Raw genomic sequence first — 17,948 nt, 5'->3', positions numbered from 1 at the left:
TCATTTTGGATAATAGAATGGAAAAACCAAATATAATCATTATTATGGCAGATCAGCTGCGAAGTGACGCAATCGGCCGTTATACTCCCAATATCAACAAACTTATGGAAGAAAGCGTTGCTTTTGAGAGAGCTTATTGCGCATCTCCGCTATGCGTTCCTGCTCGAGGAGCTTTTTTTACCGGAAAGTATCCGAACGAGAATGGATCACTCATTAACCCGTGGGATGCTGTTGACGAACAGCATGGTTATGTCAGACCTGGACATCCGAATTTATACCAATGGCTTGAGCAGAATTGGGATAGCTGGCATACGGGTAAACAGCATTTATTTACTGCCCCTAAGCTAGAGAAGGACCCGACTAGCCAGACCAATTGGCTGCCGCTCGAAGAACGGTTCGAAGCGTTTTTGGAATCCAATGGAAGAAGGAAGCCTGGAGGCGCAGCATTTAAAGGCATGGTGCCAGAGATGGCACGGGGTACGACAACTAGAGCCAGGTCATACTCTTTGCCTACGATTGGATGCTACGAGGAAGGATTTGAATTTTTTTATGACGGATTTATTTTAAATGATAGTTTGGAAGCTATTCGCAAACATGACCGGAGCAAGCCGTTGCTGTTAAATAGTATGTTTCTTGCTCCGCATCCGCCTCTAGATATTCCTGAACCGTGGTTTTCGAAAGTGAAAGAAGCGGATATACCCGAAAACGTGGGAAGATGGAGTCCGAATCAGTCGCCGCTTCAGCTGTATAATTTGACAGGCGCGATTGGCGTTAGATACAGTCGCGAGGAGTGGAAACAAATATGGCCCAAATATCTCGGTTTGGTTTCGTTGTTAGATGACTGTGTTGGTCGAATCATAGAGGAGTTAAAAGCACAGGATCTGTATGATCATTCATTAATCATATTTACAAGCGATCATGGCGAAATGTTGGGTTCGCACGGTTTATGGCAAAAAATGTGCATGTATGAGGAATCAGTGCGAACTCCGCTTTTGATGAAATTTCCTGCAAATAAAGGTTATGCTCCTTCGTCGATTAAAACATCTGTCAGCAGTATTGATGTTTTTCCTACGATATGCGATGTAATCGGAGTCGAACCGCCTGCAGGTTTAAGCGGAAAGTCGCTCATTCCTTTAATCGAAGGAAACGAATCGAAGATTCGCGAGGACATTTTCATACAGTACGATGGGAATGGTGCAAGGGGAAATTTTCAACGCTGCGTCATACATGACTCGTATAAGTTAATCGTTGATATTTTCAAGGATGAGACCTTTATAGAGCTATACGATTTGGAGAGTGATCCCGAGGAGCATAACAATCTTGTTTTTGCTCAAGACGATGGCAGGATAGGTCAAATGATTAAAGATTTGCTTAATCGTTTACGAAATCATATGGCTTCGACAGGGGATTTGTTATCTCTTCGCGAGGATTTGCATGAATCATTTTTAACCAGCTATAAACCTTTTCACTGATCGTTCCTATTATAGAAAAAGGTACAGTTCTTCAATAAAGTTGAAGAGGCTGTACCTTTTTTGCCGTAAATCTCAAACGATCTCAAATACGGAGCCTTGGTTAAAATCTGTCACTTTTATAGAGTTGTAAACTCCTAAATATAGACGGGTTTGATTCATATTTGTTCCTAGGGAAACAAAGTAAGCAGCTTGAGAGCCAAAATTATGATCCGTTTCAATAACAGAATAATCATTTGGCGTGCAATCGGTTTTTACCCGGGTATAAGCCAAAACACCCCTAACAGGGGAATTTGCTTGTTTTTGAGCAAGATCGGTAAACACAACGCTCCCCATTAAATCGGGGATTCCATACCCGCTATAGGCTTGAACGCCTGTGAGTGCCGTTCCTCCAAATTTATCGGGGCGGGGATCTTCATGATAATAACTAGTTAGAGGCTGTAAACGCTGCACCGAAGTGCTCAGGGCCTCATCGTAATAGGCAATGGTTTTCTCCTTCAACCTCGCATTTGCAGGGCAGTCTCTTGGCACACAAGTAGGCAACACGCCTTCCCATCCCCGCCAGCCAAAGTTGGCAAGATCCTCTTGGACAAGCTCGGAACCCATTGTTGAAGCTCGAACAATCTGAGTAACAGGCATTGGTTTATAATAAACGAATGAAAAGACGGATTCTACCAGATCTTGTCCGACATTTCCTGCGTATTTAACATACCTGTTATTGAATCTTTGATATGAAATGCCCGTAATATTGCGTACTCCTTTGGCAATGACCGTAAGCGATTCCTGAGTAGGCACGGGCAGCTCATTAAATCGAGTTACGACAGGAGGAGTACCGGTAAATGTATTCAAGCTTACATCAATTTCAATTATTTTACCTGCGATTTCCATCATGTCTTGACTTAAATTAAAGGGGTCATAGGCTGATCCGCCATCTCCGGTCGTTAAAACCAGTTTCCCTGTTTCAGGTGAAAAGTTTAAGCTGTTGATCCCATTATGATTTAAAAAGGGCCTTCTTAAGTTGAGTAGTATTCGCCGTTTTTGGGGTTGTCCGTTCGGAAGCAGAATCCATTCTTCAACGGTATCAATATGGTCGTATTGTTTCTCCCTATTGATCCACTTTAGATTTAAAGTGCTGGTATCACAAGGGTTAGGCTTAAAAGACTCGGAAAAGGCTGTTGGACCTTGGCTTCCGGCTACGGAGTAATGGAGGTAGAACAAACCGTTATAATTAAATTGGGGGTGAAAAGCCAGACCTAACAGTCCTCGCTCGTCGTATCCGCCGCTGGAGCCGCCTAGTTTTAAAATGTGCTGACGAATATCCGCAAATGTCCCGATAACTCCTTGTCTAATGTAAAAGATCTCTCCGACCTGGGTTGCAATAATGATGCTTTCGATCGAGTCCCCTGGAAAGATCGTTGTTTTTATGATCGTCGGCATATTTATCCCGCTAACAATGGGCTGTAAACGAACTTTAACTTTTTTCAACTTTATGCCCCTCCCGGTCGTCGTTATCTTTATTAGCGTATGATGGGAGTAGATTGAATAGACAGAGAATATTGCCGACGAAATTCAGATTTGTTCTGATTTCCGATCGGCTTTTTCATATTTGGGAGAAACGCAAGGGCGGTGAGTGGAGCCTAAAGTTGCGCCTCATACTTGTACCATAGTGGTTTACCCATTCACCATTGCTTCATTAATCATATGATATTCGGAAATTAATATGAGGAGGCTTTATATGGCGGCAAAGATGAACGTTAGCCCTCGATTTAGAAGACTTTGTACCCAATTCGGAAGAATCCTGGGCGGTGAATCGGAAATTGAAGAAGGTCCGGTTTGTTTTGTCATGCGAATGACAAATTTAAGGGCGACGATCCTGAAAAGAAGAACGCACTCCCCTCTGGTGCAAATGCAAATGTTTTCGTTCGAATCACTTGACAGGTCGGGTCGCGCGCTTTGTCTGGGCGAGACTGCCGTTCATCAAAATCAAGTTAATAGATTGGTATCGAATCTACGTACACGCGGGATAAAAGTGACTGCGCTTCACAACCACTGGCTAAATGAAAACCCTCGTTTAATGTATATGCACTGGGAAGCCATTGAGAATCCTATTGTATTTGCCAGAAAAACCAAGGAATCCATTGCATTTTTGGGTTAATGCGGCTAATCGCTCAAATTGTATTCCTATCTTATTGCGAGAGGATGATAGCTTGTGGCAGCTCAAGTGACAGCAAGTCCTCGTTTTAGAAGACTTTGCAACCAATTTTCAGCCATTTTAGGCGGAACGGAACATGAAATAACAAGAGGTCCAGTTTGTTTTGTGTCCAGAAACAGAAGAATCAATGCAACAATTTTAGGGAGACGCACCACGTCACCTTTAATCCGTTATCAGCTGTTCTCGTTTGAATCGCTGGACAGTTCAGGCCGCGCACTCTGTTTAGGGGAAACGGCACTTTTTCAGGGTCAAGTTAATCAATTGCTGTCAAACCTTCGCAGAAACGGGATCAAAGTAACGGCCGTCCATAATCATTGGCTGTTTGAGAACCCGCGTCTTATGTATATTCATTGGGAGTCGATCGATAATCCCATTGCATTTGCGAGAAAAGTGAAACGGTCTATTGCATTCTTAGGTTAACTTTGATTCGTATTCGGTAACAAGGTTATGACAGAAAAGTCCTTCATCAAGCTGCGGCTCCGTTGCTTGGGATGGACTTTTTTTGTGTTATAATAAGGGGAAGTTATTGACTGTTGGAAACGAGGTGCTAGTCGAACCTATGGAAAAATGGATGTTAATCGACGGCAACAGCATCGCTTATCGGGCGTTCTTCGCGCTGCCGCCGCTCACGAATTCTGCCGGACTGCATACAAATGCGATTTTCGGCTTTACGACGATGTTGCTCAAGATGCTGGAGGAGCAGAAGCCTACGCATGTGCTGGTCGCATTCGACGCAGGCAAGGTAACGTTCCGCCACGAAGGCTACAGCGAATACAAAGGCGGAAGGCAGAAGACGCCGCCGGAGCTGTCGGAGCAATTTCCGGTGCTCAAAGAACTGATCTCGGCCTTTAACATTAAGCAATTCGAGTTATCCGGCTATGAGGCCGACGATATTATCGGCACGCTTACGAAACAAGCCGACGAATCCGGCGTGCAAGCCATTGTCGTTACCGGCGACAAGGATATGCTGCAGCTGGCCTCGCCTGGCGTAACGGTTGCGGTTACGCGCAAGGGCGTCAGCGAGGTGGACTGGTATACGCCGGAAGCCATAGACGAGCGATACGGCCTGAAACCGCTTCAGATCATCGATCTCAAAGGGTTGATGGGCGATACGTCAGACAATATTCCCGGCGTGCCGGGCGTGGGGGAGAAGACGGCGCTTAAGCTGCTGCACGAATATGGCAGCGTGGAGAACGTGCTGGACAATCTGGCGGCGCTCAAGGGCAAGCTCAAAGACAATATCGAGACTCACAAGGACGACGCCGTCATGAGCAAGAAGCTGGCGACGATCTACCGCGAGGTGCCGCTGGATCGGGAGACGGAGGATCTGCGCTGGGACGGCTACGACCATGCGAAGCTCGGCGAGTCGCTGCGCAAGCTGGAATTTCGGACGCTTCTGGAGCGGCTGGAGCTGGCATCGGAGAGCGGCGCAAGCGAATCCGACGCCAAGGCAGCCGCAGCCAGCCTTAATGTGACTGTTCCGATGGGCGGGAAGGATGGCGAAGGAGAGATCCGCAGGCTGCTGAAGTCCTTGGAATCGTCGGACAAGCATGGCTTATACATAGAAGCGATCGGCGAAAATCCGCATCACGCGGAGCTGCTTGGACTTGCCCTCGCCCTAGAGGATGAAGTATTCGTATTCTCTCTGGAGGAGCTGAAGGCCGGATACGCAGAAGGCTTGCGCGAGTGGCTGGCTTCCGAGGAGCGTCCGAAATACGGCTTCGACCTGCACAAGTCGGAGCTGGCGCTGCAATGGGCGGGTATCGCTCTGGGAGGTGCCGCTCTGGATGTGCAGCTCGCGGCTTATCTGCTTAATCCGACGGATACCCAGTTGTCGCTGAGCGCCATCAATGAGCGGCTAGGCCAGACGGGCGTTCCTTCGGACGAAGCCGTATACGGCAAGGGTGCGAAATTCAAGGTGCCTGAGCCGGATACGCTGCATCGTCACCTCGCACTTAAGGCGGACGCCGTGCGGCGGCTTGTGCCTGTTATTAACGAAGAGTTGACGAGGACGGGGATGAGCGAGCTTTATTTTGATCTGGAGCAGCCGCTGTCACGAGTGTTGGCAGGTATGGAACATCAAGGGATCAAGGTGGAGCGCGGTGAGCTGCAGTCGCTGGGCGAGAGACTGGAGTCTCAGCTGACTTCCATTATGGCCGATATCTATAGCAAGGCCGGAGCGGAGTTCAACATCAACTCTCCGAAGCAGCTTGGAGAAATTTTGTTCGAGAAGCTGGGTCTTCCAGCCAGGAAAAAAACAAAAACCGGCTATTCCACGGATGCCGAAGTGCTGGAAGAGCTGGCGCCCTATTCGGAGATTATTCCGCCGATCCTTCACTTCCGGCAATTGGCCAAGCTGCAATCGACCTACGTGGAAGGATTGCTGAAGGAGATTCGCGAGGAGACGGGCAAGGTCCATACGTATTACCGTCAGACGATCGCGGCTACGGGAAGGCTGAGCAGCCAATTCCCGAACCTGCAGAATATCCCGATCCGGCTGGAAGAAGGGCGTCAGATCCGCAAGGCATTCGTGCCGTCGGAGCCGGGCTGGTCCATTCTCGCGGCGGACTATTCGCAGATCGAGCTGCGCGTGCTTGCCCATATTTCCGGCGATGAAAATTTGAAGGAAGCGTTTATTCACGATATGGACATTCATACGAAGACGGCGATGGACGTTTTCGGCGTAACGGCGGAGGAAGTGGACGGCAATATGAGACGTTCCGCCAAGGCAGTCAACTTCGGCATCGTGTACGGGATCAGCGATTTCGGCTTGTCGCAGAACCTGGGCATTACGCGTAAGGAAGCTTCGGCGTTTATCGAACAATACTTTAACGTGTTTAAGGGCGTACGGAAGTATATGGATGATATCGTCGTAAAGGCGCGCGAAAATGGATACGTAACGACGCTGCTCGACCGAAGAAGATATCTGCCCGAGATTAAGGCCTCCAACTTCAATCTGCGATCGTTTGCCGAACGTACCGCGATGAATACGCCGATCCAGGGCACGGCTGCCGATATTATCAAGCTGGCCATGGTGCAGATGGATGAGCAGCTTCGCGAACGCGGTTTAAAGAGCCGTATGTTGCTGCAGGTACATGACGAATTGGTATTCGAGGTTCCGCCTGAAGAGATGGAGCAGATGAAGAAGCTGCTGCCAGACGTGATGTCGAACGCGATTAAGCTGGATGTGCCGCTCAAGGCGGATGTCAGCTACGGCGATAATTGGTATGAGGCGAAGTAAAGGAAGTATACGCACAGTCCCCTCGGATGCAGTATAATGGTAGCCAGAGGTGAGGAGACATGCCTGAACTACCAGAGGTAGAAACGGTAAAACGTACATTAATTCAGCTGATCGGCGGCAAGACCATTCAATCGGTCAAGGTAAAGCTGCCTAGAATTATACAGCGGCCGGCAGAGCCCGAAACATTTGAGCGGGCGCTTGTCGGACGCACCGTGCAGACGGTGGAGCGCAGAGGGAAGTTTTTGCGCATCGTGCTCGACGGTTTGATATTGGTATCGCATTTGCGCATGGAGGGCCGTTATGGTCTGTTCGAAGCGGACGAGCCTGTAGAAAATCATACCCATGTGCTGTTCCGCTTCGAAGACGGCACCGAATTGCGGTACAAGGATGTGAGACAATTCGGTACGATGCATCTGTTCTCGCCGGGTGAGGAGTTCTTGCTGCCCCCGCTTAACAAATTGGGATTGGAGCCGCTGGAGCCCGAATTTACATTGTCTGCGCTTCGCGAACGCCTTCAAAAGCGCACGACGAGGATCAAGCCGCTGCTGCTTAACCAGGAGCTGATCGTCGGACTTGGCAATATCTATGTCGACGAAGCGCTGTTTCAGGCCCGTATTCACCCGGAGCGGGAGCCGTCCAGTTTGAGCGGATCGGAATGGAAGCGATTGTATGCCGCCATTATCGAGACGTTGTCGCGCGCAGTGGAGGCTGGAGGTTCTTCCGTCAAGTCCTATGTGAACGGTCAAGGCGAGATGGGGATGTTCCAGCATCAGTTGCTTGTCTATGGCCGCAAGGACGAGCCTTGTCCGAACTGTGCTAGACAGATCACCAAATTCGTGGTCGGCGGGCGCGGAACGCATATTTGCGAACGATGCCAGCCGCTGAAGTCCAAGGTGAACTCGCCTTCACCTGCACGTTAAGTTAATATTGGGTAATTATTGCACGAGTACTGCCGGCATGGACGGAAAACGTCATTGTGCACCGCAGCGCACTCCCCGCATATGATGATGGTGTTACGAACGATAGGCGAATGCCCTTCTAACCCATCATGTCGTTAGTCGGCATTCGCTGATTGCGGGGAGGAGCCTGAAGTTGATTGCACATCTGTTATCCTTGGTTCTGCTGGCCTTTGCCGTCAGCTTGGACGGCTTCGGCGTCGGCGTGACGTACGGGCTGAGGAAGATTCGAATTCCGATTTTGTCGGTGTTGATCATCGCTTGCTGCTCGGGGCTGATTATAGGGTTATCCATGCAGGCGGGGGGCTGGCTGAGCGGCTTTGTCTCGGAGTACGTCGCCAGGGTCGTCGGAGCTTCCATACTTATCGTGATCGGTTGCTTCGCTCTCGTGCAGCTGTGGCGAGGCAAACATCAGCCGGATTCGGCTGATGATCATGGGCCGGTTGTAGCCGCTGTAGGCATTAGCGACAGCCGTCTTGCTTCGGCGGGCGGGGAAGACGCCGCCATGCAGATGTTTAAGCTGGAGCTCAAGAGGCTCGGCCTCGTTATCCAGATTCTGCGCACGCCGCAAGCGGCGGACGTCGACCGCTCCGGCATCATCTCCGCTTCCGAGGCGGTTATGTTGGGAGTCGCCTTGTCGCTTGATGCGTTCGGCGCGGGACTTGGAGCGGCGCTGCTCGGTTTGCCTGCTCTCTTGACTGCCATCGTCATTGCGGTATCCAGCGCGATCTTTCTCGTGTGCGGCACGCAGCTCGGCTTGCGGTTCGCCTCGAAGCGGGGGATGGGCGCTTTATCCGTTGTACCGGGAATCATGTTGATCATAATGGGGCTTTTCAAATTGTTCTAAATCGTTACGAGTGCGAGGTGAGACCATGATTATCGGATTGACCGGCGGCATCGCGAGCGGGAAAAGCACCGTCTCCCGGTTGCTTGTCGAACGCGGCGCCGCCTTGGTTGATGCCGACGCGGTCGCCAGGGAAGTCGTCCAGCCGGGGGAAGCCGCGCTGGACGAAATCGCGGCCCTGTTCGGACAAGCCGTCATTCAGGAGGATGGCTCGCTTAACCGGAAGGCGCTAGGCGACATCGTGTTTGGCGATAAAGATAAGCTTAAGATGCTGGAGAGTATTACGCATCCCGCCATTAGGCGGTGCATGCAGGAGAAGATACATAAGCTATCGGCAGAGGATCCAGAGCGGCTGATCGTCGCCGACATACCGCTCCTCTATGAGACGGGGCAGGTGCAGCTGTATGATGGGGTTATGGTCGTCTATGTTCCGGCGGATGTGCAAGTTCATCGTCTAGCGGAACGTAACGGCATGTCCAAGGAGGAAGCGGAGCAAAGAGTTTCGCTGCAGATGGACATTGAAGAAAAGCGGAAACTGGCGGACTGGGTAATCGACAATAGAGGCACGATAGAAAATACGGCGCGGCAGATCGACGACTTATGGAAGCAGCAGGACTGGCAGCCATGAAGAAAAAACGAATACGAGTAAAAAAGAGATTTTATCTGATCCTGCTGGTAGCGCTGATCGCTTTCCTGTTTTTGAAGTCGGACTGGATGGCGAGATGGATGTACCCCGTTCATTATAAGGACGATATACGGGCCAGCGCCGAAAATTATGATTTGGAACCGCATTTGATCGCGGCTATTATTCGTTCCGAATCCAATTACGAGACGGGCAGGGAATCCAGAAAAGGCGCGCTGGGTCTCATGCAGCTGATGCCGACAACGGCACATTGGGTCGTGGAGAAAGCTGGATTCGATGCCGTCAACGACGATGTGTTGCGGCATAGGGCCGATGTCAGCATCGAGGTAGGCTCCTGGTATCTCGGCTGGCTCCACCATCAATTTGATCATAACGCCATTGCAGCCGTGGCGGCATACAATGCCGGTCAGGGAAATGTCAACAAGTGGCTGGACAGCGGCAAATGGAATGGTAAGCTGGATTCCGTAAGCGAGATTCCTTTTGGCGAGACCAGACACTATGTACAACGAGTTTTTTATTATTATAATAAGTACAAGGATTTATATCCGGAATTTTGAGCATCCTGATCATTGAACATAAACAGAGAAGCCTTGAAGGGCTCGCCGCTTCGGGACAAGCACCTTCAAGACCTCTGTTATACATACGAGCTTAATAAATCAACATTAACGTTGGCCTGCTTGGCCAGCCAGGGATTGCTCAGCGATTTGGACCAGGCGTTTCGTGATGTAACCCCCGATGGAGCCTGTGTCTCTCGTCGCCATGTTGCCGTAGTAGCCGTCTTGCGGAATCGCGATGCCCAGCTCTTGAGCGACCTCGAATTTCATTTGGTCCAGAGCGGCTGTCGCTTGTGGTACTAACAGGTTGTTGCTGCTGTTGTTCGAGCTCATTGATGTTCACCTCCTTGCGGTTGGTAACTGTATTATGTGCGTTATTCCAAATATCATTACAGGAAAGGTATGGCAAAAAGAGGTAGTTCAAAAAGTCCGCTTTTGATCACGAAGTATGCCACGAAGCCTACTCGACATCGAATCTTGAATTCAGGCGAAACTTCCGGTGCTCACGTAGCTTCCACTACGCTCCGCTCCTCAGTTTCTACCTTCATTCAATCTTCTCGGTGCTGAAAACCGAACTTTTTGAACACGTATTTAAATATCTAAATTTAGAAAGGAGGCGTTATGCCTATGAAATGCCCCTATTGCGATTATGCCGGTACAAAGGTGCTGGACTCGCGACCTGCCAACGAAAACAAGTCGATTCGCCGCCGCCGCGAGTGCGAGAAGTGCAGCCGCAGGTTCACAACGTTCGAGATGATTGAGGAGACGCCGCTTATCGTCATCAAGAAAGACGGAAGCCGCGAAGAATTTAGCCGCGACAAAATATTGCGCGGGTTAATTCGCGCTTGCGAGAAGCGGCCCGTGTCCGTCGAACGGCTCGAGGTCATCGTCTCCGAGGTAGAGAAGGAGCTGCGAACGACGGCAGTCGCCGAAGTCGACAGCAGCGATATCGGCACCATTGTTATGAGCCAGCTGTATCCCGTGGACGAGGTGGCGTACGTACGCTTTGCTTCCGTCTATCGCCAGTTTAAGGATATCGACATGTTCATGAAGGAATTGAACAGTTTGTTGTCCAAACATCCTCTGACCGGCGGAGACCGGTCGTAATTACCCGATTCGACATATGCGAAAATGAAAATCCGTTCCCTTCGGGGAGCGGATTTTTTTTGTTACAGGACGATTACAAAGTTTTCATGCAAACAGCATACATTTTACATTGAATTTACACTCCGCATATACGCGCTTTAAAAAAGCTCTCTATAATTCAGTTTGTAGCCAACAAATATAAAGGTGGAGGAATGAAACCAATGAAAAAGATCCAACAGAAAAAAATGTTCTCGGGGGCAATTCTTACAGTAGTAACATCGGCCATGATCGTAACGGGTTGCGGCGGCAACAATACGAATAATTCGGGCGGCGCGGCGACAAACGCACCTACCAATGCTCCAACGGAAGCAGCTTCGCCATCCCCAGAAACAAAGGTTAGCGGGTCTGTAACGGTAGCGGGCTCCACGTCCGTACAACCACTTGCGGAAGAGCTTGGAACAGCATATATGGGTACTAACGGCGATGCACGGATCGAAGTATCCGGCGGCGGATCCGGCGCAGGCGTAAAAGCAGCACAAGCCGGAACAGCTGACATCGGTATGGCTTCCAGAGCAATTAAAGATGATGAGACTGGCATCGAGCCAATCGTTATCGCAATCGACGGTATCGCGGTTGTAGCCAACTCCGCTAACGAAGTAGAAAACCTGACAGTAGATCAAGTTAAAGGAATCTTCTCCGGTCAAATCAAAAACTGGAGCGAAGTTGGCGGCAAAGATGGCAACATCGTCGTTATCAACCGTGAAGAAGGATCCGGCACGCGCGACGCTTTCGGCGAGATCGTGCTTGGCGAAGAGCCTTTCGTAGCTGAAGCGATCATCCAGAACTCGACGGGCGCTGTTCGCGAAGCAGTAAGCCAAGACGCTAACGCAATTGGCTATATCTCCACTGGCGGTCTGAACGATTCCGTTAAAGCCGTTAAAGTTGATGAGCACGAGCCGACTGAAGAAAACATCAAATCCGGCCTTTATCCGATCCAACGTCCATTTAACTTCCTGGTTGGCGATTCCAAAGATCCTAGCGCAGTAGCTCAAGCTTTCATCGACTATGTTCTCAGCGACGCAGGACAGGCAATCGTAGCAGAAAACGGTTATGTAACCGTAAAATAAGTATCCATTATGCAAGAATGGCAATCGCGAGGATAGCAGATCATGCGCTATCCTCCGCGCTTGTTATGGAGATTGACTGATTTTGACCGCTGGACGTGGGGGGATTGTCGTTGAGTAGGATCCTGGAAGAGAAAATTGTTAAAACCTTGTTGTTCATAACAGCCATTACGGCCGTATTTAGCGTATTGTTAATCGGTGTGTTCATCTTTATCGAAGGTATGCCGATCTTTTTCAAGTATGGCATTGTCGATGTATTATTCGGAACGGTGTGGAACCCTACGAATCAGGTGTATGGCATCTGGCCGATGATCGTAGGTACGATTTACGTAACTTTCGTAGCTATTCTGATCGGCGCCCCGATGGGCGTGGGAGTAGCTGTCTATCTTGTGGAAATTGCTCATCAACGAATATCCCGGATTATTATTCCCGCTGTTGAACTGCTGGCTGGAATTCCATCCGTTGTATACGGCTTGTTCGGAATGTTCGCCGTCCGCGGCGTCATTTCCAGTCTTGAGCGGGGGCCCCTTGCAGAATATTTGCCAGCCAACTACCAGACGGGCTACTCGATCTTGACGGCCGCCATCATACTCGCCGTTATGATTTTGCCAACCATTATCAATATCTCGTTGGACGCCCTTAAGGCAGTTCCGCGCGAGTACAAGGAAGGCTCCTTGGCGCTTGGCGTATCCCACTGGCAAACGATCTACAAAGTGCTTGTACCCGCTGCGAAATCCGGCATTATTACTGCAGTCATACTAGGTGTTGGACGCGCGCTCGGCGAGACGATGGCCGTCATTATGGTTATCGGCAATACGCCGCTAGTACCTGCACTCGACTGGACGGGATTGTTCGCGCCTGCGAGATCCATGACAGCGAACATCGCTCTTGAGATGGGTTATGCAGGACCGGAGCATCAACAAGCTCTATTTGCCACAGGTATCGTATTATTTATGTTCATCATCGTATTAAACTCCGTCACGACACTGCTGGTACGCCGGAAAGCGAGGAAGTAAAAACTATGAACAATGTAGTCAGAAACCAAAAAATCGCTTTTGCTTGCCTTAGCGGACTCGGCTTATTGACGGTGCTGGTGCTAATCTTCATTATCGGATACATCCTGAGTCAGGGCGTCTCCATGATCAACTATGAATTTCTGACTTCGAATCCTCGCAAAATGGGTTCGGAGGGCGGTATATTCCCAGCCATTGTAGGTACCTTGTATCTGGTCGGGACCACGATGATCATTGCTACTCCTATCGGTGTAGGGGCGGCGATCTACCTGAACGAGTACACTTCGCGCGGCAAACTTACTTCCATGATCCGCTTCGCTACGGAAGCTCTCGCAGGTATTCCTTCCATCGTCTTCGGCTTGTTCGGCTTTGCGTTCTTCGTTATCTTGCTTGAGCCGATCACTGGCGGCTGGTCGATTCTGTCGGCTTCGTTGACTGGTGTGACCATGGTATTGCCTACCATCGTTCGTACGTCCGAGGAAGCGCTGAAGGCTGTTCCGGACACGCTTCGTGAAGGCAGTCTGGCGCTGGGCACGACCAAGTGGCAGACGATCAAAAGTTTGATCCTGCCAACAGCAATGCCAGGTATCATTACAGGTTTGATCCTGTCGATCGGACGCGTTGTCGGCGAGACGGCGGCATTCCTTCTGACGCTGGGCGGCACGCTTCTAATCCCGAATTCCTTGCTGGACGGAAGCCGAACGTTGTCCTTGCATCTCTACATGGTGGCCATGGAGACGGGAGCCATGGATATGGCATTCGGAACGGCAGCCGTGCTGATCGTGCTGATTCTTATCATCAATCTATCTGCAACCTGGTTATTCCGCAGATTGATCAAGCGGTTCTCGTAGAACTCGTAGAACAATACAGACTAGAAGGGAAGGATTTACGTGGCTACCACTCAAATAAAATCCATTAGCGGCGCAGTGCCGGCCGGCAATACAGTCGAAACCGGAAATTCCGCTCCGCAAATCGTAGCTCAAGACCTGGATTTGTTCTACGGCGAGTTCCAGGCGCTGCACAAAATCAATCTCGATATCTCGGAGAAACAAATTACGGCTCTTATCGGTCCTTCGGGCTGCGGTAAATCTACATTCTTACGTACGCTTAACCGTATGAACGACCTTGTAAAGGGCGTATCTATCAAAGGCGAAGTTCGTATCGGCAACGAAAACATCTACGACAAGTCGGTTAACGTCGTCGAGCTGCGCAAAAAAGTCGGTATGGTGTTCCAGAAGCCGAATCCGTTTCCGATGAGCATCTACGACAACATTGCTTACGGTCCAAGAGCTCACGGCATCAAGAAAAAAGCTCAGCTCAACGAAATCGTGGAACGCAGCTTAACGCAAGCCGCGCTCTGGAACGAAGTAAAAGATCGTCTTCATTCCTCCGCAATGGGATTGTCCGGCGGTCAGCAACAGCGTCTCTGTATCGCTCGCGTGCTCGCTGTTGAGCCGGAGATCGTACTCATGGACGAACCGACATCCGCGCTTGATCCGCTCGCGACGCTAAAAGTGGAAGAGCTGGTCAACGAACTGAAGCAATCCTATACGATTGTTATCGTAACGCATAACATGCAGCAGGCTGCCCGGATCTCCGATATCACATCGTTTTTCCTTAACGGCAAAATCATCGAAACCGACGTAACAAGCAAAGTGTTTACAAACCCCTCCAACAAACAAACCGAGGATTATATCACGGGCAAATTCGGTTAATTGTCCGTCAGCCATCCCCATATAAGGCCGGCCCTTATCCCCAAAGGACGAGGGCTAATTGCCTTGTAAGGGGCAGGAAACTGTGATGTGCGGAATGGAATAGTATTACGATAAAATGTGTTGAAGGCATATCAGAAATAAGTGCAAAAAATAATTGACAAAAATTCCTGCTGTATGGTATGATCTTTCTTGTCGCCACAATAACACGGGGCCTTAGCTCAGCTGGGAGAGCGCATCGCTGGCAGCGATGAGGTCAGGGGTTCGATCCCCCTAGGCTCCATACGAATGAAAAGCCATCACAAATCGTGATGGCTTTTTTCGTATGGATTGCCAGGGGGCGAACCCCGGGGTTCAGTCCGCGCGGACGGAGGGAAGCGGAGGAGCACGGCGTCTGAATCTATCGCTAAAAGTCCTCGTCGAGTAAACTTCGTCAGCCATTAGATCAAGATTCGGACATCCCCGCAAGGGGGCGAACCCCGGGGTTCAGTCCGCGTAGACGTAATGAAGTGAGTGGGCTTCGATGGAAATACATCTAATGTAGGAGCACGGCGTCTGAATCTACCACAAATAGCCCTCGTTGATTAGACTTCGTGAGCCATATAATCAGGATTTGGACATCCCAAAATGGATAAACGAACAAATGCAAGTCATATCCCATAGGCTCCACCAAATAACCCATTTATGTCCGCGGTTTTGGTAGTAGACTTTTTTATTTGGTGGATTGCCTATGGGGAGATGAACCCCCTTAGGTTCGCCCGCGAGGACGTAGTGAATGTGATGCTTTGAAGAAATAACTTCTAACGGACGAGCACGTCGTCTGAATCTACCACTGCGATCTACTTCGTCGAATGAGCTTCGTAAGCAATTGAAATCAGGATGCCAGACATTGATACCTGTAAGAATCGAGTTTGAGTGAGACGACTAAATGAAAGGATCCACTACTCATTAAACCAAAACCATGTCGCGGAAGACTGTATTTTCCAAAAAAGGTATCTCAAAATAATCTAATGGATACAATCCGGTGTAAATGTCCGACCCCCAATAACCGATATTGGTAATATGGTAGAAATTTCGGGAATATTTTTGCCGATGTATTTGTTGGGCATACCCTATTACCTTGTATTAACTCGATCAGTGAGAATCAGTTCGAACGTGTATGTCGAGCTTAAGAAATAATTTTTCGGGAGACACCCTACAGCGATGATAAAAAATTACAAAAGTTCACTTATCGAACCATTGAATGAGCAAGAACTTCATATTTTTCATGCAAATTACAAAATTGAGCGGCTTATGAAGGAATTTATTCGCGTCCTTCGTGATGAAGCACATGGTTGTTATTTACTTGGGGGTTTCAGAGGGACAGGTAAGACCTCTTTTATCCGTCTGTGTTGCGCTGGCTTGGGAAAGAAGAAGTTTATTCGTGTCCATATGGACTGCAGCAAGCTTATCAATGTTGGCAATTTTTTGTTTTTCCTTGTAGAGGAGCTGTCCAAGGTCACGAAAGAGTTGGAATTGTCGGAGGCCTTGCTTGACAATATTCAAGAGATCCATAATAAGGTCATTAATAAGATGGTAAACAAAAAAGTGCAATTTAATTTAAATAAGGAAACAAAGAACGATATCCTTGAAGAAATGAGCAATGGAAAGCTTTCGTTCAGTATTACTTTATTCAATAAAATGATCAGTCTCATAAATGGAAAAGAACGTAATATTAAACTTAAAAACGAGAAAAATAACTTAGTTGAGAGCTCAGAGGTATTAGAAGTGGAAACAAGAAACGATGAGTTCGTATTGGTAGAACGATTAGCCGCGGTATTCAGCCAGCTTTCGATGGAGGAGTACCAAGTCCTTATAGTAATAGATGAGGTAGATAAACAAACTCACTCGTTCCTTGATGAACTATTCGGTAACTATAAAAACCTTTTCTTGAACTCTCATTTAATCACAGTATTTGTAGTCGATTCCAATAAATACCAGAATATCGTCTTTAGCGATGAAATAGACGATAAGCTGAAGGTCTATTTCACGAGGTGTTTTTATTTGCCGACTTTTAGCTTCGAAGATATCAAAGACTATATGTACCGTGAGTTCGAAGTCTATTCCATGTTGGAATGCTTAAAAGCTACGTACTTATCTAATGGGACGATGAGGAAGATTAATACTTATTCTTACTTAGATGGACATGACGACCCCTATCTTATGCAGAAGGCGTTCTTGTTTCAGGATCTCCTCACTGAGATCGAAAGCAGTTCTATCCGTAATCAGTCAGCCTATGTACAAGATAAATTTAAATTTATCCTGAAGGATCTCTTGGAAAAGCTTTTTTACGTCAATAGGATGGAACGAAAAAAGGTCATCGGATTACTTCAAGAAAAATTCGAAAAAAATAATATTCCCATTGATCCTAGCGAAGTCATTGAGTGTATGAAGAAAACTGCTTCTAAACGACCGGACTTGATCTTCGAATGGAAGGATATTGATAACGTATTGATTAAAGTTATTCCGACTGATCGATACAAGGAGAATTACAATCCTGATAAATTTAACATTGAATATCAATTCAATCCTTTAGATACCTGCGAGATCAATCGCTCATTCATTAAAATCAATTCAGAGCCTATCTCAGTAATAAAAAGGGATACCCGTGGGTTTGAGCATGTTATTCGAATGATTGAAACGAATATTCGAAGTGTAAAGAATATCATTATTGTTCGAAAAATATCAAACTGGGATGAACACGAAGTTCATAACTATTCTGCTGTTGTTATCATGGAAAAACCAGTGGGCAGCGTGGTTTATGTCGTAGAGGAGTGCAGCTTCTCTTACGAGGGGCCATTTACGGTTCAGTTATTAATTGACTTTTTGGACAATCATAAGATTCCGAAAATCATCATCGATTTGGACGATGAACCCGTTCTCGATAATTTGGAATTTATTTTTGATGAAATCGATAAAAAAATCTATTCGAGGTAACGAGATGTTCACAACTGTAGAAATAATATTTAAAGCCGTGTTCCTATATTTGATTTTGAGCTCGCTGTTCAGTTTTTCTGCGAAGATGGTTGTATATCTGTTTCACCTTTTAGTGTTC

Annotated in this window: 16 protein-coding genes and 1 tRNA gene; 15 read left to right on the top strand and 2 right to left on the bottom strand. The window is 48.3% G+C overall.

Annotation, left to right across the window (positions count from 1 at the left end; genetic code table 11):
* The first annotated feature begins 5 nt into the window (after positions 1 to 5).
* A complete protein-coding gene (locus H7F31_RS25755; protein WP_187101126.1) occupies positions 6 to 1,472 on the top strand; it encodes a sulfatase family protein in 1,467 nt (488 codons plus the stop codon).
* Between the two features lie 72 nt (positions 1,473 to 1,544).
* On the opposite strand, the gene H7F31_RS25750 is transcribed toward H7F31_RS25755, so the two are convergent.
* Positions 1,545 to 2,954, bottom strand: a complete 1,410-nt coding sequence (locus H7F31_RS25750; protein WP_187101125.1) for a PQQ-dependent sugar dehydrogenase — start codon at positions 2,952 to 2,954, stop codon at positions 1,545 to 1,547.
* 250 nt (positions 2,955 to 3,204) lie between these two features.
* Between H7F31_RS25750 and H7F31_RS25745 the strand changes: the two genes are divergently transcribed.
* The 7 genes from H7F31_RS25745 to H7F31_RS25715 all read left to right on the top strand — a co-directional run bounded on the left by H7F31_RS25745 (position 3,205) and on the right by H7F31_RS25715 (position 9,922).
* Positions 3,205 to 3,624 (top strand): DUF1259 domain-containing protein, encoded by a 420-nt coding sequence (locus H7F31_RS25745; protein WP_187101124.1) that lies wholly within the window; start codon positions 3,205 to 3,207, stop codon positions 3,622 to 3,624.
* Positions 3,625 to 3,678: 54 nt separating this feature from the next.
* On the top strand, positions 3,679 to 4,101 hold the full coding sequence (locus H7F31_RS25740) for a DUF1259 domain-containing protein (protein WP_187101123.1): 423 nt from the start codon (positions 3,679 to 3,681) through the stop codon (positions 4,099 to 4,101).
* 139 nt (positions 4,102 to 4,240) lie between these two features.
* A complete protein-coding gene (polA, locus tag H7F31_RS25735; protein ID WP_187101122.1) occupies positions 4,241 to 6,922 on the top strand; it encodes a DNA polymerase I in 2,682 nt (893 codons plus the stop codon).
* A 59-nt stretch (positions 6,923 to 6,981) separates the two neighbouring features.
* Positions 6,982 to 7,842: a DNA-formamidopyrimidine glycosylase gene (gene mutM, locus H7F31_RS25730; RefSeq protein ID WP_187101121.1), complete on the top strand. Its 861-nt coding sequence runs from the start codon at positions 6,982 to 6,984 to the stop codon at positions 7,840 to 7,842.
* A 172-nt stretch (positions 7,843 to 8,014) separates the two neighbouring features.
* Positions 8,015 to 8,725, top strand: a complete 711-nt coding sequence (locus H7F31_RS25725) for an MntP/YtaF family protein (RefSeq protein WP_187101120.1) — start codon at positions 8,015 to 8,017, stop codon at positions 8,723 to 8,725.
* Positions 8,726 to 8,750: 25 nt separating this feature from the next.
* Positions 8,751 to 9,350 (top strand): dephospho-CoA kinase, encoded by a 600-nt coding sequence (coaE, locus tag H7F31_RS25720; protein WP_187101119.1) that lies wholly within the window; start codon positions 8,751 to 8,753, stop codon positions 9,348 to 9,350.
* Complete coding sequence (locus H7F31_RS25715) at positions 9,347 to 9,922, top strand: lytic transglycosylase domain-containing protein (RefSeq protein ID WP_187101118.1); 576 nt, start codon at positions 9,347 to 9,349, stop codon at positions 9,920 to 9,922. Before coaE ends, H7F31_RS25715 begins: the two co-directional genes overlap by 4 nt.
* 105 nt (positions 9,923 to 10,027) lie before the next feature.
* Here the strand turns inward: H7F31_RS25715 and H7F31_RS25710 are convergent, their stop codons facing one another.
* Positions 10,028 to 10,252: an alpha/beta-type small acid-soluble spore protein gene (locus H7F31_RS25710; RefSeq protein ID WP_108992765.1), complete on the bottom strand. Its 225-nt coding sequence runs from the start codon at positions 10,250 to 10,252 to the stop codon at positions 10,028 to 10,030.
* A gap of 294 nt (positions 10,253 to 10,546) precedes the next feature.
* On the opposite strand from H7F31_RS25710, the gene nrdR reads away from it, so the two are divergent.
* The 7 genes from nrdR (at position 10,547) to H7F31_RS25675 (ending at position 17,830) form a co-directional block, all read left to right on the top strand.
* Positions 10,547 to 11,026, top strand: coding sequence for a transcriptional regulator NrdR (gene nrdR / locus H7F31_RS25705; RefSeq protein ID WP_087567916.1), 480 nt, complete (start codon positions 10,547 to 10,549; stop codon positions 11,024 to 11,026).
* Between the two features lie 200 nt (positions 11,027 to 11,226).
* Positions 11,227 to 12,132 carry a phosphate ABC transporter substrate-binding protein gene (locus H7F31_RS25700; RefSeq protein ID WP_108992766.1) on the top strand — a complete coding sequence of 302 codons (906 nt, stop codon included), beginning with the start codon at positions 11,227 to 11,229 and terminating at the stop codon, positions 12,130 to 12,132.
* A gap of 110 nt (positions 12,133 to 12,242) precedes the next feature.
* The gene (gene pstC / locus H7F31_RS25695) at positions 12,243 to 13,145 is read left to right on the top strand and encodes a phosphate ABC transporter permease subunit PstC (RefSeq protein WP_261800134.1); all 903 of its coding nucleotides are present in this window, start codon (positions 12,243 to 12,245) and stop codon (positions 13,143 to 13,145) included.
* Between the two features lie 5 nt (positions 13,146 to 13,150).
* Complete coding sequence (gene pstA / locus H7F31_RS25690; RefSeq protein WP_187101116.1) at positions 13,151 to 13,993, top strand: phosphate ABC transporter permease PstA; 843 nt, start codon at positions 13,151 to 13,153, stop codon at positions 13,991 to 13,993.
* Between the two features lie 75 nt (positions 13,994 to 14,068).
* Positions 14,069 to 14,857, top strand: a complete 789-nt coding sequence (pstB, locus tag H7F31_RS25685; RefSeq protein ID WP_087568079.1) for a phosphate ABC transporter ATP-binding protein PstB — start codon at positions 14,069 to 14,071, stop codon at positions 14,855 to 14,857.
* Between the two features lie 207 nt (positions 14,858 to 15,064).
* Positions 15,065 to 15,137 (top strand) — tRNA-Ala (locus H7F31_RS25680).
* Positions 15,138 to 16,057: 920 nt separating this feature from the next.
* Positions 16,058 to 17,830 (top strand): hypothetical protein, encoded by a 1,773-nt coding sequence (locus tag H7F31_RS25675; RefSeq protein WP_187101115.1) that lies wholly within the window; start codon positions 16,058 to 16,060, stop codon positions 17,828 to 17,830.
* The last annotated feature ends 118 nt before the right edge of the window (positions 17,831 to 17,948 follow it).

This window comes from Paenibacillus sp. PAMC21692, assembly GCF_014303795.1.
Taxonomy (GTDB): domain Bacteria; phylum Bacillota; class Bacilli; order Paenibacillales; family Paenibacillaceae; genus Pristimantibacillus; species Pristimantibacillus agaridevorans.
The sequence above is the reverse complement of the archived record's forward strand: the minus strand, read 5'-3'. Positions and strand labels throughout refer to the sequence as shown.

Excerpts from the sequence above, each read along its gene's own strand:
- H7F31_RS25745 (WP_187101124.1), top strand. The coding sequence starts at position 3,205 with ATGGCGGCAAAGATGAACGTTAGCCCTCGATTTAGAAGACTTTGTACC.
- polA (WP_187101122.1), top strand. The coding sequence starts at position 4,241 with ATGGAAAAATGGATGTTAATCGACGGCAACAGCATCGCTTATCGGGCG.
- mutM (WP_187101121.1), top strand. The coding sequence starts at position 6,982 with ATGCCTGAACTACCAGAGGTAGAAACGGTAAAACGTACATTAATTCAG.
- coaE (WP_187101119.1), top strand. The coding sequence starts at position 8,751 with ATGATTATCGGATTGACCGGCGGCATCGCGAGCGGGAAAAGCACCGTC.
- H7F31_RS25715 (WP_187101118.1), top strand. The coding sequence starts at position 9,347 with ATGAAGAAAAAACGAATACGAGTAAAAAAGAGATTTTATCTGATCCTG.
- H7F31_RS25710 (WP_108992765.1), bottom strand. The coding sequence starts at position 10,252 with ATGAGCTCGAACAACAGCAGCAACAACCTGTTAGTACCACAAGCGACA.
- nrdR (WP_087567916.1), top strand. The coding sequence starts at position 10,547 with ATGAAATGCCCCTATTGCGATTATGCCGGTACAAAGGTGCTGGACTCG.
- H7F31_RS25700 (WP_108992766.1), top strand. The coding sequence starts at position 11,227 with ATGAAAAAGATCCAACAGAAAAAAATGTTCTCGGGGGCAATTCTTACA.
- pstA (WP_187101116.1), top strand. The coding sequence starts at position 13,151 with ATGAACAATGTAGTCAGAAACCAAAAAATCGCTTTTGCTTGCCTTAGC.
- H7F31_RS25675 (WP_187101115.1), top strand. The coding sequence starts at position 16,058 with ATGATAAAAAATTACAAAAGTTCACTTATCGAACCATTGAATGAGCAA.